Origin of the sequence: Sphingobacterium tenebrionis (assembly GCF_037126265.1) — a bacterium.
Classification (GTDB): Bacteria; Bacteroidota; Bacteroidia; order Sphingobacteriales; family Sphingobacteriaceae; genus Sphingobacterium; species Sphingobacterium tenebrionis.
This window is the reverse complement of sequence record NZ_JAYLLN010000015.1, coordinates 21,792-36,261: the sequence shown is the minus strand read 5'-3', so window position 1 is coordinate 36,261 and position 14,470 is coordinate 21,792. Positions and strand designations below refer to the sequence as shown.

Genomic DNA, 14,470 nt, shown 5'->3' with positions numbered 1-14,470 from the left:
GAGGAGGTACGACGAAGCAATCTTTCAAAAACCACTTCTTACCTGTCCATTGTTTCCAACGCTTGCTGCACGGCAGCTGGATTTCCAAAATCTATATTTCTTTCCTTCAAACCTATATACATATTACCTGGGATGATGACATAGCGAAATTGAATCTGTGAGCCCAACATCAACAATGCCCCGCCATCATATACATACCGATAAACCACGATTTCATTTTTCTTCAATTTAAAGGTGATGGTAGACATCCTACCTCCTGCCCTGCTTGTATATGGCAACGGAAATGGACCACCACTATAATCCAAATACATCAATACAACTGCAGATGCCATCACGGTTTCCGTTAATTGGGGGACATAAATGTGTGCAATCCGAGCGACGGTTCCATCCATGATAGAGTCCTTCATTCTAACACTAGTTTTCCAGCCAGAATACATCACTCTTGCATCTGCTTTTAAATTAGCGCCTACACCCCATCCTGTAGCTGTCTTTGGACCATAAAGCACCATCTGGGCAGTATTGAAATAGAAATCGCCTACTTTCCCTAAACCCGCGTCGGGAATGACCGTACCTGATAAAAATTGTGACCCATCCTTTCCGTTCGTACCGTTTGTTCCATTTGTACCGTTGGTACCATTCGTGCCATTAGCACCTTTCAGATTGGTACCATTTCCCCAGCCTGCTGCCGTTTTAGGGCCATATAACACCCCTGTTGCCGTCCTGAAATAGAAATCGCCATTTTTACCAATGGCTGCAGTTGGAACATCTGCTCCACTGAATATCGTGGAACCATCAGCTCCCTTTACCCCCGTTACCCCTTGTATCCCCTGATCTCCCTTTTCACCTTGGGGCCCCATTGGTCCAGTATCCCCTTTTTTACATGCGCCTAAGCCAATAATGACGGCCAAGAGCATCATCAATAAATTCGTTTTCATAATGTTTTTCGTTTACTTATTGTTTATGATGTCGAAATTATTTGATTTTGCACCACAAAAATCCATCGATGAGGGAAGAGGGTTCTTGAATGAGTGAATATTGGCTTTTAATGAGGGAAAACTTTTTTACGTAAAAAAAACAAAGGGAGCAACATGTTGCTCCCTTCATCTATAGGTATTCGTTTATTAGTCCTCTTTTGGTTGATCCTTTGCAGGCTTGTCTTCCCTTGGAGGTCTTGGTAATAACGCTTTTCTAGAAAGCTTCAATTTACCTTGTTTGTCAATATCCAATAACTTAACAGTTACCATATCGCCTTCTTTAAACACACCGTCCATGGTTTCAAGACGTTTCCAATCAATTTCAGAGATATGTAATAAACCGTCTTTACCTGGCATGATCTCTACGAAAGCTCCGAAAGGCATAATGGTTTTCACTTTACCTTCATATACTTCACCAATTTCTGGTTTTGCAGTGATCGCTTTGATTCTTGCTAAAGCAGCATCGATAGATTCTTTATTGTCAGCGAAGATCTGAACAACACCTTTATTATCCACTTCTTCAATGGAGATGGTTGCACCAGTTTCACGTTGCATTTCTTGGATGATCTTACCACCTGGGCCAATAACCGCACCGATAAATTCTTTATCGATAAGGATCTGGATGATGCGTGGAGCATGTGGTTTGTAATCTTCACGTGGCTCCGTGATGGTTTTCGCCATTTCACCAAGGATGTGTAAACGAGCTTCTTTCGCTTGATCCAAAGCTTGTGTCAATACTTCCCATTTCAGACCATTGATCTTTAAGTCCATTTGACAACCTACGATACCATTTGCTGTACCGGTTACTTTGAAGTCCATATCTCCTAAGTGATCCTCATCTCCTAAGATGTCGGATAAAATAGCGTATTTACCTGTTTTCTCATCAGAGATCAATCCCATTGCGATACCAGATACTGGCGCTTTGATTTTTACACCGGCATCCATCAACGCCAGTGTTCCTGCACATACAGTTGCCATTGATGAAGAACCATTGGATTCCAGGATATCAGAAACAACACGGATGGTATATGGATTATCTTCCGTAGGAAGCACTTTTTTCAATGAACGCATGGCCAGGTTACCGTGACCTACCTCACGACGACCAGGACCTCTGTTAGGTCTTACCTCACCAGTAGAGAAACCAGGGAAGTTGTAGTGAAGGATAAACTTATTGTATCCATGGAAGAATGCACCATCGATCATCTGCTCATCGTCTTTAGCACCTAAAGTTACAGATGTCAAAGACTGTGTTTCACCACGTGTAAATACCGCAGAACCGTGTGCTGCCGGTAAGTAATCCACTTCAGTCCAGATCGGACGTACCTTACGAACATCACGGCCATCCAAACGGATACCTTCATCCAATAAAAGATTACGAACCGCATCGTACTGTACATCATGGTAATATTTCTTCAATAAGAATTTCGTATCATCATCGATCTCCTCACCCATTGTTTCGAAGAATGCCTCTCCAATGGCTGCGAATTTCTCTGTACGCTCATGTTTCGAAGAACCTGATTTGGCAACTTCATAAACTTGGCTATAGGTAGCATCATAGATAGCTTCACGCAATGCTGGGTTGGAAGGCTCATGATCAAAACCTCTCTTATCATGGGATCCAACCAAGTTGGCCAATTCAACCTGTGCTGCCACTTGTTTTTTGATGGCTTCATGTGCAAAAGCAATTGCTTCTACCATTTCAGCTTCAGAAATCTCGTTCGCCTCACCTTCTACCATCACGATATCCTGTGCAGAACCTGCTACGATAAATTCCAATGTTGCTTTTTCCAAAGCCGATACCGTAGGGTTGATCACTAATTGACCATCTACCTTCGCTACACGCACTTCAGAGATTGGGCCATTGAAAGGAATATCAGAAACAGCGATTGCTGCAGAAGCTGCTAAACCTGCCAAAGCATCAGGCATGATCTCTTTATCTGCAGAGATCAAAGAAACCATTACTTGTGTATCTGCGTGGTAGGTATCAGGGAATAATGGACGTAAAGCCCTATCGATCAATCTTGAAATCAAAACCTCATAATCTGAAAGTCTTGCTTCACGACGTAAAAAACCACCTGGAATACGTCCTGTGGCTGCATATTTCTCTTGGTAATCTACCGATAAAGGAAGGAAATCTGTTCCCGCCTTTGGCTCCTTTGCAGAAACCACGGTCGCTAGCAACATCGTTGCTCCTTGCTTTAAAACTACTGATCCATCAGCCTGTTTAGCCAATTTCCCAGTCGACAATTCAATGGGAGCTAACCCGCCACCCATGTCAATTGTTACTTTCTTTTCGTTATAACTCATTGTTCGTTCGTTTTGATGCACTTGCGTCAATTTACATGCATCTATTTAATTTGACATTTTTAATCGCACAAAGGTAAAAAATTTTTATTTCTATCGCATCAATAAATGATACATAAGATATCACAAAAAGAAAGAGCCCCGAAATTCGGGGCTCTTCTGTTTTTTTACTAAAAGCTTATTTGATGATATCACGCAAGCCTAAGCCTTTGATGATCGCACGATATCTGTTGATATCTTTTTTGTACAGATAAGCTAATAAAGAACGACGTTTACCTACTAACATTTGTAGAGAACGTTGTGTGTTAAAATCTTTTCTGTTTTTTTTCAAATGCTCAGTTAAGTGAGCGATTCTTTTAGTGAATAAAGCTACTTGTCCTTCTGCAGAACCAGTGTTTTCTGCTGCACCTGCAAATTCTGCGAAGATATCAGCTTTGTACTCTTTACTTAAATACATTCTTGAATAATATTAAAGCGTTAAAAAATTTATTAATTGGCTGCAAAGATAATGTTTATCAGCAACTTTTTAAAATTATTATTCATTTACAGGGAATTACCCAATCCTTTATACCTTGATATAGATTTTCTTTTGGTCCAACCAGTAACAGATGGCCCACATAAAAGCCAGAAAGCACAGGGAATACACAAAAGAACCTACCTCTGTAGGACCAGGAATCTGCGCACAAACATTTTTATAGAACCAAGCCAATGGTGTGGTGAACAAGGCTTTTCCATCCTCCGCAAATCCGTTTGGAATTCGGATCAAAGCTAATGATTTTGGTAATAACCCACTCAACACAAAAATGAACAATGGGTTTTTCCCGAACACATCGAAAAACTGGGTAAGCTTATTCTTGACTCCCTGTACCTCGATATACCAGATCATCGCTCCGATCGTCATCACGCCCAATCCTGTTGTGTATAACACATAGGAACTGGTCCATATTTTTTTGTTGATGGGAAATCCTAAAGACCAGGTCCAAGCCAATACCAATAGAATAAACCCGGTCACAAACATCCCAGACAACAATTTGAAATGTGGTTCCTGACTCTGTGGAACTCGTGTCCAAAGCCAATCCACCTGTCCCTGTTTTTTGATAAATACCCCCGCCAGATAACCGAATACCACTTGGATTACCGCAGGCATGGCACTCACGAAACCTTCCGGATCAAAGGGAACCCCCTCACCTTTATACATATGGGCTACCCCCAGAATCTGTTTATCGATCGCTGTTCCAAACCAGCCTTCCAACGAATAGGGATCCCCCGTTCCTAAAAATGCGCTCAGTCCCCAATATCCCAAAAGGATAACCGCCGAAATATAAATTAGGGTCCGAGGCTTAAAATAATAGGCTAATACAGATGCAAAAAAGTAGGCAATAGCAATGCGCTGTAAAACCCCTAAAATCCGAACCCCTTTTTCAGGATCCACACTGCTAACCCACTCTCGGAATTGCAGCGTCCCATCCACCCATTGTACAAAAGGAAACCAGTTGAGCCCTAATCCAATCAGGAAAATGAGAATCGTTCGCTTGATGACTTTCTTCCAGAATACCCCATCCCCTGCCTCTTGGAGGCGTGGAATCACAAAGGACATCGCATTTCCTACGGCAAACAGAAAAAATGGAAACACCAAATCGGTTGGCGTACAACCGTGCCAAGGTGCATGTTTTAGCGGGGCAAACATCGATGACCAAGTACCTGGATTATTCACCATGATCATTAGCGCCACTGTAGCACCTCTGAACACATCCAAAGAGTAATAACGTTGCTTCATAATTTAATAATTCTAACTAAGGTACAATTATTATTGGGCATTCAAAGCTCAAATAATGCAACATTTAGTTTGAAAGGCAGAAAACACGCATAAACACGCATGATAAAAACCGAACCTTTGCATAGGTTTTAAATAGTAGAACCCTACTTATTAAAAAATTTAAAAAGAATTTGTATGTTAAGAAATTTTTAACATAACTTTACAATAAGTTTAATAAAACGTATTAGCCGTGGATAACCTAAAATTGTCGATATTAAAAAGTTTATACTTTTCAAGTCCGCAATCGATTGCAGAGCTTAGCTCCTCTATTGGGAAGAGTGTGCCCAACATAACGAATTCTATCCATAAACTTCTTCAATCGGATCTGATTCAACAAGACGGGCTTGCTCCTTCAACGGGCGGAAGACGAGCTGCTCAATTCATTCCAAACAGCCAACAGCTTCCATTAATCGTTTGTGTGGCAATCGATCAATTTTACACATCGGTCGTTGTTACTGATTTCAAAAACGAATTTCAAACGGAAATCTCTACCAAACGAATTCCACTCAAAGGGGCAAATGCATATGAAGAATTGGTTGCCTTTATCAGGCAAACCATGTTGTTGGTCCAAGAAAAACCCATCTATGGCATAGGGGTCAGTATTCCAGGTTTTGTGGATAGTAAATCCGGGAAAAACAATTCCTTCACAGCTGAATCACCTTTTTACGATTTTCAGGCCAATTTAGGTAAAACGTTTAACCTACCGGTTTTCATCGAAAATGATTCTTCAGCAATCGCTATAGCGGAACACTATTTTGGACAAGCCAAAGACGCCAGAAACGTCATGGTGGTAAACCTAAATTGGGGTGTAGGACTGGGAATGATCATTGACAACGAACTTTATCGTGGTCATTCAGGATATGCAGGAGAATTTAGCCACATACCCTTATCAAACCAAAACAAGCTTTGTTCTTGTGGCAAAAAAGGTTGTCTGGAGGTGGAAGCATCGCTGATCGCAGCGATTGAGTTTGCGACCGAGAAACTTTCAAAAGGTGAAGAATCTTCTTTATTAAAGGATTATCAGCAGCAAAATAACCACATCACTGGCGATCAATTATTAACTGCGGCAAATGCTGGGGATCAATTGGCAATAGAGGCGATAAGTCGTATCGGGTATATGTTGGGCAAGGGGATAGCTACCCTGATTCACATTATTAATCCAGAAATGGTGGTGGTTTCAGGCCGTGGTGCACAGGCAAAAACCATATTAGCACCTCAGATCAATTCCGCCCTATTGGAATTTACCATCCAACGATTATCAAAAAACACTAAAATCCAATTTTCAAATACCAAACACATTCAACTATTAGGATCTGCCTGCGTCTGCATTGGTAATTCAGACAAGAGCATATACAAGAATTATTTAACAGAAATTTAATCAATTAAATCATCAACAAATGAGTAATCTTTACGCAAAAAGTTGCAGTATAATGTTGGTTATGCTATTGAGCATTACGACATTATTTGCACAGCAAACTGTTACGGGGCGAGTAACAGATGCTAACGGTCCATTGGCTGGTGTCAGTGTTACGGTGGTGGGTACCAACCGGGCTGCACAATCAGACCAAAATGGTAATTACAGCATCCAAGCTGATAATGGCCAAAAAATCCGCTTTTCAAGTATGGGTTATGGTTCTCAGGAAATCACTGTTTCTGGAGCTACCCATAATGTAACCCTATCTGTCGACAATAGCAACATTGATGAGGTTGTAGTAACGGCAATGGGGGTTAAAAGAGAGCGCAGAGCACTTGGATATTCTTTCCAAGAAGTAAAAGGCGAATCTTTAACAGATGCGCGTGAAAATAACGTAGCGAACGCTTTAGCTGGTAAGGTTTCTAACCTTCAGGTTGTTAAAGGTTCTGGAGGACCGGCTTCTTCATCCAAAATTATCTTAAGAGGTTTCAATTCATTAACTGGCGACAACCAGCCTTTGATCGTTGTGGATGGTGTGCCGATGGATAATTTTGTTGGAGCAAGCAATAACGACTTTTGGAATCCTACTGCCGATATGGGTAGCGGTCTTGGCGACTTAAACCCAGAGGATATCGAAAGCATGTCGGTTTTAAAAGGTGGTGCCGCATCCGCTTTATATGGTTCAAGAGCTTCCAATGGGGTTATCTTGATCACAACAAAATCAGGTAAAGCTAAAGATGGTGTAGGAATCAGTTATTCGACCATTACAGGTATTGAAAACATGTTTATGACACCTGAACTTCAAAGCACATTCTCACAAGGTGCTGGTGGTATTTATGGTCGTTTGGCGAGTACTTCTTGGGGAGCAAAGATTGCTGGCCAGGAAGTCGATATGTGGGATGGTTCTAAAGCCAATCTTTCCGCTTATGACAACATGTCCAACTTCTTTAAAACAGGTTTCAGCACTACACAGAACATCAACTTCCAACAGGCGATTTCTGACAAAGTAAACCTATACACTTCTGCCACTTACCTACATGATGATAGCAAAACGCCAGGGATGAAGTTGAACAGATTGAACTTGATCAACCGTGTAAACGCTAAATTTGGTGAAAGAAACCAATGGAGTACTGATGTAAAAGTACAATACATGAAAAACATGGCTTATAACAGAGCTGTAGGTGGTCATAACGATGGTAACTTCTACTCCCAGGTTCTATTGTTTCCACGTTCATTGGATATTACCCAATTCAAAACAGGGATGGATGAACTAGGGGTGAATCAAATCTGGTATACGGATCCAGCTGATGCACCGGTAAACCCATATTGGGCTGCTCATAACAAGTTGAGTACAGATACCCGCGACCGTTATTTAATGAACGCTACGGTAAAATACGATTTCAATGATTGGTTAAGTGCTGATGCACGTGTGGGTACTGATACCTACAGCACCAAATACGAATCCAAAACCTATACAGGGGCAAACTTGAACAACTCCTACTCTACTGGGGTGGATAAGTTCTATGAAAACAACTACATTGCTAGTATCCACGCGAGAAAAGATAATCTTTTTGGAAACTGGGGTGGTGCTTTGTCGCTTTATGGACAGATCATGGAGAGAAACAGAAATGGAATCAATTCTTCAGCAGGAAACCTACGTGTTCCAAACCTTTTCACATTAGGTAATAACATTGGAAACCCAAGTATTTCTGAAAGTATTTCCAGAAAACAGATCAACTCGGTTTACTCCAGCTTAGATATCAACTATAGTAATTTCTGGTTTATTACTTTGACGGCAAGAAATGACTGGACTTCTACTTTACATCCAGACAATAACAGTTACTTCTACCCTTCTGCAAGTACATCCTTGATCATCTCTGATCTTGTACGTGTAAATGGGGAAATGCCATCTTGGTTCTCTTTTGCAAAAATTAGAGCTTCTTATGCCGAAACTGGTCGTGATATGGACCCATACCAATTATACAACACGTATAATGTAGGTAATGACCCGAACAACGTAACGACAGCTTCCAAAGGAAATATCCTCTTCAATCCAGGTGTAGTGAATGAGTTGCAGAAAAGTTTTGAAGCAGGTTTTGAAACCAGGTTCTTGAATGATCGTATCGGAATCGACTTTGCGTATTACAAAACTAATTCGACCAATCAGTTGATCAATATCCCAATGAACAACCTATCAGGATACCAAGGGTTCAAAGCTAATGCTGGTAATATTCAAAACCAAGGTTTCGAGGTGGTTTTCAATGCGAACATCTTAAGAGATACCCCATTGAAATGGGATCTTAGAGCAAATGTATCCCACAACCAGAACAAAATCATCAAATTACATGATGACGTAAAACGTACGGAACTAGGCGGATATGATGATGTGAAAATCTTTGCTGAAGAAGGCAAGTATTATGGTGCCATCTACGGAACACGATTCTTAAGAGTTGAGGATGTAGAATCTGAGCATTATGGAAAGTTGATCTTGGCTTCCCAAACTGGGCTTCCACAAAAAGCTTCTGGTCCTACAACCATGTTGGGTGACCAAACAGCACGTGCATTGGTAGGTATAACCAACTCTTTTTCTTATAAAAACTTCGGATTGAGCTTTCAGGTCGATGGTCGTTTCGGTGGTAAATTCTTCGCAGGAACACACCGTGCTATACAGTTAAGTGGTTCGTCTGCAGAAACCGTAGTGAATGGTGACCGAGCTAATTTCGTAGTGGATGGAGTTATCTTAGATAAAGACACCTATGTACAGAACAACAAAGAAGTAAGTCCTGAAAACTATTGGGCAGCTGTTGCTGGCAATGGTAACTTAGGGATTACGGAACACAACCTATTGAATGCAACAAACATCCGTATCCGAAACTTAATGTTGAACTACAGCATCCCAAGTCAGGTGCTGAAGTCCTCAGCTGTAAAATCTGCAAAATTCGGAATCTCAGTGAACAATTTAGCGATGTTAAAAAGCTATGGAAAAGGGGTTGATCCAGAATCGACCTTTGCATTGAGCACCAATGCCGTTGGATTTGAATACTTATCTTTCCCAACTTCCAGATCTTTCTTCCTTAATATTTCTGTAGGCTTCTAATTAGACAATCATGAAAAATATCATATCAAAAATAACTTTCGCTTTGCTTATTGGAGGAATAACTGCTTCCTGTAGTAAATTCGAAGAATTAAATACCAGCCCAACAGCGGCGAATGAAAATCAGGTAAAACCTGAATATTTTCTAAACAACGCCATTATTGGCGCGCAGCAAGATCCACACATTGCAGAAAGGGTATATGTGTACTATTGGAAAACCGCAGCAAGACATCATTATTTCAATTACCTAAACATGGGTGTTGATGATGATACGTTTAATGGTGATTATTGGCGTTATATTTCCGAATGGTTGAACAATGCGAATGCAGCCATCGAGATAGCCGAAAAGCAAGCCGCCAATGGAACCGCAGCTGCACACAATGAAAACGTGAAACAAGTGGCTCGTATCTGGAGAGCTTATCTGATGAGTGAACTATCGGATAACTTTGGACCTGCCCCGATCGAATCGTTCAAAGGAACCAACCCAACTTTCAATACGGTTCAAGAGGTTTACAACTATCTTTTTGACGAGTTAAAAGATGCTACCAGCAAAATTGATGTAAGTGTTGCAAATGGTGATATCAAATCTTACGATGCGGCTTATGGTTTCAATTGGGAGAATTGGATCAGATTTGCCAATTCCATGAGGATGCGTTTCGCTATGCGCTTGTCTGAAGTAGATGCGGCGAAGGCAAAATCAGAATTTGAGGCCGCAGTTGCTACGAATAAATTCATCGAAACGAAAGAACAGAACTTTGGTGTTCAAGAAAAAGATGGTTGGGACCCACTTTCAGGCGTCATGTCCAGAAGCTGGAACACACAAATCCTTTCAGCTACCCTCAACAATATATTCATCGGTTTAGGAGGTATTAAAACAGCCGATCAATTTACCAATCAAGGCATAATAGAAAAGATCAAACCTGAGGATGATTTTGGAACACGATATCTTTCCAATTTCTCGGTAAAATCCAACGATCCTTCTCAAGGATACTATTTGGATGGTATGCCAAATAAAATGGACCCACGTGCTTATAAAGCCTTCTTCGTTCCTGGAAATAAAACGGATGGAGAATATTGGCCGGCAGCCAGCACCCAAGAAGCTTCTATCAAGGTTTCAGATACACGGACAGATAATTTAGATACAAAATACACCTGGAATGCTTTCACTGGTGGAACATGGGGTGGTCTAGCATCTAACCTGGTATTTCGTGGTCAGAATGGTCGCCTACCTGGAATGATCAACAAGTTCAGAACGAGTACACAGAAAAGGTTGTTCTTTGCTTCTTGGGAATCCCATTTCCTAATGGCCGAAGCGGCATTGAGAGGTTGGACAACCCCGATGTCGGATAAAGCCGCTTATGAAAAAGGTATTGAACAGAATTTTGAATATTGGGGTGTGAATAGCCATTTAGCAGCATATAAAGCTTCTACCAACTATAACCGCGTGGGTACTTCTGTAAGTTATGACCATGTTACGGAACCACCTGCTTCTCATACCGTAAAATTCATTGATGCATACACTGGGGCACCTGGAACTGCGCAGATTCCGTATCCTTCCAATACCATTTATAAAAATGGTACGGTGAAGAATGATAAACTAACAAAGATCATCACGCAGAAATACATTGCTACATTCCCTTATATGGCTTTGGAAGCATGGAGTGATCACCGAAGATTAGGTTTACCATTTTTCGAAAACCCTGCTGTTGAACAACCAATCCAAACCATGTTACAGTTGAATTCATCTAATTACACAAAAAACCAGGTGAATTTCTTCCCACAACGTTTGAGATATCCTTCATCTTTCCGCTCTGCCGATCAGACTAATTACGACAAAGCTGTTACGCAGTTAGGTGGTGAAGACCAAATATTTACCCCGCTTTGGTGGGCTAAAAAGAACTAAAGGTTCAATTTTTAATATAATGGTTTCTCGTGGGGCGCCCTGCCCCACGAGATTTTTTTATTTATTAATTTTCCTCATAATAATAGGAGTAATCAATTCCTTTCATGAACATTTCGCGGCTGTTAATATCCTCAGTCAATGCATCTGAAATTGCCTTCTTTAACAATTGGCTATCGACAACACTTATTTGCATTGCTTGATGATAGTCATTCTTAGTAATTTTGCTCCAATCGACACATTTTTTCAATGTCTGCTTGAACATAAGATCCAACCAGATGCGCATACTTCTACCATTTCCTTCCATAAATGGATGAGCAATATTCATTTCAACATATTTATCAAGTATTTGATTGAAATCTTCCTCTGGCATTAATTCAATCTCTTTTAAAGTGTTTGGTAAAAATTGAGCCATGGCAAATTGAAATCCGCCTTTTGCAATATTTTTAGTGCGAATTTGACCAGCAAATTCATACAATCCACCAAACAAATAAGCATGTATTTGTTGCAGACCCTTAACCGTTCCTACTTCAATGTTATCTATAAAGGAACTCTCATATAAAGAATATGCTTTATTCTTACTCTTACCATCAATAGATTCGTCACTATACGTAAACCATTCTATGAATCTATTTGCTTTATTTCCAGGAAAGGTTTTTCCGAGTATAATAATCCCGTTATAATCCAATACATCTGCAAATCTCCTTTTACCATCCGGAGCCAAAAATTTCAACTGGTTAGTGATACTAACCACTTCATTATTTTCTTTTTTAAGCTTAGTTTTAAGATATTTCCAATAGTTCCGCGCTTTGGAATAATCATCTTGATCAGTTAATACCGCAATTATATCCAATACTGAAAACCACCATTTAGTATTTTCTTCATCCCAAATAGCACGAACTTCACGGTCATTGAAAAAACGGATAGAAATCTTATTCATACGCTCCAGTTTTTTAAATTTTAATATAAACCAAGCAATTTATATAACAAAGATAAAGAAATATTGCACCCCTTTTTATTATCTTGTAAGCCACAATAAAACCAAATTTTATGAGATCTGCCATCTGTACTTTGTTTCTGATTTGCTACTGTTTATTTACTTCTGCCCAACAACCCAATAAAGCCCAATGGCTAGAAGACGACCGCTTCGGTATGTTCATTCATTGGGGGCTGTACAGTGCCACGGAAGGGATCTGGAAAGGCGAAAGACTTAGACACCCGAACAACTATGCCGAATGGATCCGATACCGGAACCGGATTGGGGAAGCCGAATACGGAGCGCTTGCCAAACGATTCGACTGGGATAAAATCAATCCAGAAGAATGGGTGTTACTGGCCAAAAAAGCCGGCATGAAATACATCATCATTACCTCTAAGCACCATGATGGTGTTGCCCTTTGGGATACAAAGGTAGGTGATTACTCCCTACCCAAATTAAGTGGGACCAATAGGGATGTGATCAAGGAAATTGCTGAAGCCTGTAAAAAACACAACATCAAACTCTGTTTCTATTATTCCCATTGGATCGATTGGCAACATCCATATGCATGGAATCATAACCAGGAAATTACCGGAAGGGTTACAGATGCTCAATACAACCAATATTGGCAAGAAAAAGTGATCCCTCAGGTCAGGGAGTTGCTAAGTAATTATGGTGATATTGAGATGATGTGGTTTGACATGTGGATCCCCTACCAACAAAGCATCATCAAAAAAGAACAGTTGGACCAATTGGCCAACCTGATCCACGACCTGCAACCCAACTGCCTGATCAACTCCCGTTTGGGGCTACCTATAGAAAACGAACATGTGGACTTCGAAACATTGGGTGATAACCAATTTGGATCGGCTTATACCACCCATATCTGGGAAACACCTGGAACGATCGCTCATTCCTGGGGATTCAATGCCTTGGAGAACGAATGGAAATCAACCAATCAACTGTTCCAATCCTTGATCAATAATGTGAGCCTGAATGGATCTTATACCTTAAATATTGGCCCTAGAGCAGATGGATCGGTTCCGTATGAAGGAATTGAACGATTAGAGACCATGGGGAAATGGCTTGCTAACTATGGCGAATCGATATATATGAACACCGGATTGGAAATTCGGTCTTCCCAACACGATTGGGGAAAGATCACCTTGAACAAAAAGACTGGTGCATTGTATCTGCATGTGTATAATTGGCCGTTGGATAAAATTCTTCGGGTAACTGGGCTAAGCAGTAAGCCCAATAAGGTGGAACTATTGACTTCCTCCGGTCGCAAGGCATTGAAATTTGAGCAGAATGGCCCTTTATTGCATATACATTGTGCAGGGGATCAACCTAATCCTTATGTTTCAGTGATCAAGCTGACGATGGATAAGTTGGATATCAACAAGGAAATCGTAGGGGAATCTACATTTGGAGGATTTAGTTTGAATGCCAAAAACACGATCAGTAAGGGACTGGAGTTTAAGGGATTTGATGGGACTAGTCCGGATCATTTGAAGCTTAAAGCGAATCAAAAAGTGAGCTGGAAAGTATATGTACCAAAATCAGGAAATTATCAATTAGAGGCTTCTTTACATAATCCTGCCAAAGAAGATATAGGACTGACCATTACTGCGAATGGCAGAACTTGGAAGGCAGTGGCCAAGCCTAATGGAAAGATTACTGTGGAACCTAACCAGAATTGGTATGTGGAGGAGTTTTTGGATGTGGTATTGGGTGAATTTTCGATGGATAAGGCGCAGGAGATACAGGTTGATTTTCAAGCAGAGAAAGAAGTGTTGTTTAATAGGATCTGGCTTTCGGAAAAATAAGATTAAATTTTGGAGAATTAGGATTTGACCTTAGGAGAATTTGGAACTGTTTTTTTATAAACAGGATCTAAAGAAAAAGCTTCTTTTGAGGTGAGGTGATTGCTTGCTTTTTTCTTTTTTCAAGTGAGGTGTAAGTGACTTGTAAGTGAGTTGTAAGTGC

The 14,470-nt window shown here is 40.6% G+C and carries 9 protein-coding genes; 4 read left to right on the top strand and 5 right to left on the bottom strand.

Annotated elements, in window-relative coordinates; all coding sequences use genetic code 11:
- Positions 1-38: 38 nt before the first annotated feature.
- From VJ786_RS07835 to VJ786_RS07820, 4 genes are all read right to left on the bottom strand, one after another.
- Positions 39-935: a collagen-like domain-containing protein gene (locus tag VJ786_RS07835; RefSeq protein ID WP_336557543.1), complete on the bottom strand. Its 897-nt coding sequence runs from the start codon at positions 933-935 to the stop codon at positions 39-41.
- Between the two features lie 186 nt (positions 936-1,121).
- Entirely contained in the window at positions 1,122-3,281 is a 2,160-nt protein-coding gene (pnp, locus tag VJ786_RS07830; protein ID WP_336557542.1) for a polyribonucleotide nucleotidyltransferase, read from the bottom strand.
- A 175-nt stretch (positions 3,282-3,456) separates the two neighbouring features.
- Complete coding sequence (gene rpsO, locus VJ786_RS07825) at positions 3,457-3,735, bottom strand: 30S ribosomal protein S15 (RefSeq protein WP_099367735.1); 279 nt, start codon at positions 3,733-3,735, stop codon at positions 3,457-3,459.
- Positions 3,736-3,843: 108 nt separating this feature from the next.
- Positions 3,844-5,055, bottom strand: a complete 1,212-nt coding sequence (locus VJ786_RS07820; RefSeq protein ID WP_336557541.1) for an acyltransferase family protein — start codon at positions 5,053-5,055, stop codon at positions 3,844-3,846.
- A 229-nt stretch (positions 5,056-5,284) separates the two neighbouring features.
- On the opposite strand from VJ786_RS07820, the gene VJ786_RS07815 reads away from it, so the two are divergent.
- The 3 genes from VJ786_RS07815 to VJ786_RS07805 are packed head-to-tail and all read left to right on the top strand — an operon-like array spanning position 5,285 to position 11,505.
- Positions 5,285-6,472: an ROK family transcriptional regulator gene (locus tag VJ786_RS07815; RefSeq protein WP_336557540.1), complete on the top strand. Its 1,188-nt coding sequence runs from the start codon at positions 5,285-5,287 to the stop codon at positions 6,470-6,472.
- 19 nt (positions 6,473-6,491) lie between these two features.
- The gene (locus tag VJ786_RS07810; RefSeq protein WP_336557539.1) at positions 6,492-9,605 is read left to right on the top strand and encodes a SusC/RagA family TonB-linked outer membrane protein; all 3,114 of its coding nucleotides are present in this window, start codon (positions 6,492-6,494) and stop codon (positions 9,603-9,605) included.
- Positions 9,606-9,615: 10 nt separating this feature from the next.
- Positions 9,616-11,505: a SusD/RagB family nutrient-binding outer membrane lipoprotein gene (locus VJ786_RS07805; RefSeq protein WP_336557537.1), complete on the top strand. Its 1,890-nt coding sequence runs from the start codon at positions 9,616-9,618 to the stop codon at positions 11,503-11,505.
- Positions 11,506-11,569: 64 nt separating this feature from the next.
- Here the strand turns inward: VJ786_RS07805 and fic are convergent, their stop codons facing one another.
- A complete protein-coding gene (gene fic, locus VJ786_RS16640; protein ID WP_437129010.1) occupies positions 11,570-12,442 on the bottom strand; it encodes a protein adenylyltransferase Fic in 873 nt (290 codons plus the stop codon).
- Positions 12,443-12,552: 110 nt separating this feature from the next.
- Between fic and VJ786_RS07795 the strand changes: the two genes are divergently transcribed.
- Entirely contained in the window at positions 12,553-14,310 is a 1,758-nt protein-coding gene (locus VJ786_RS07795) for an alpha-L-fucosidase (RefSeq protein WP_336557536.1), read from the top strand.
- The last annotated feature ends 160 nt before the right edge of the window (positions 14,311-14,470 follow it).

What these genes read in the sequence shown, in the direction of transcription:
- VJ786_RS07835 (WP_336557543.1), bottom strand. Translation starts at nt 935, where the DNA reads ATGAAAACGAATTTATTGATGATGCTCTTGGCCGTCATTATTGGCTTA.
- pnp (WP_336557542.1), bottom strand. Translation starts at nt 3,281, where the DNA reads ATGAGTTATAACGAAAAGAAAGTAACAATTGACATGGGTGGCGGGTTA.
- rpsO (WP_099367735.1), bottom strand. Translation starts at nt 3,735, where the DNA reads ATGTATTTAAGTAAAGAGTACAAAGCTGATATCTTCGCAGAATTTGCA.
- VJ786_RS07805 (WP_336557537.1), top strand. Translation starts at nt 9,616, where the DNA reads ATGAAAAATATCATATCAAAAATAACTTTCGCTTTGCTTATTGGAGGA.
- VJ786_RS07795 (WP_336557536.1), top strand. Translation starts at nt 12,553, where the DNA reads ATGAGATCTGCCATCTGTACTTTGTTTCTGATTTGCTACTGTTTATTT.
- fic (WP_437129010.1), bottom strand. Translation starts at nt 12,442, where the DNA reads ATGAATAAGATTTCTATCCGTTTTTTCAATGACCGTGAAGTTCGTGCT.
- VJ786_RS07810 (WP_336557539.1), top strand. Translation starts at nt 6,492, where the DNA reads ATGAGTAATCTTTACGCAAAAAGTTGCAGTATAATGTTGGTTATGCTA.
- VJ786_RS07820 (WP_336557541.1), bottom strand. Translation starts at nt 5,055, where the DNA reads ATGAAGCAACGTTATTACTCTTTGGATGTGTTCAGAGGTGCTACAGTG.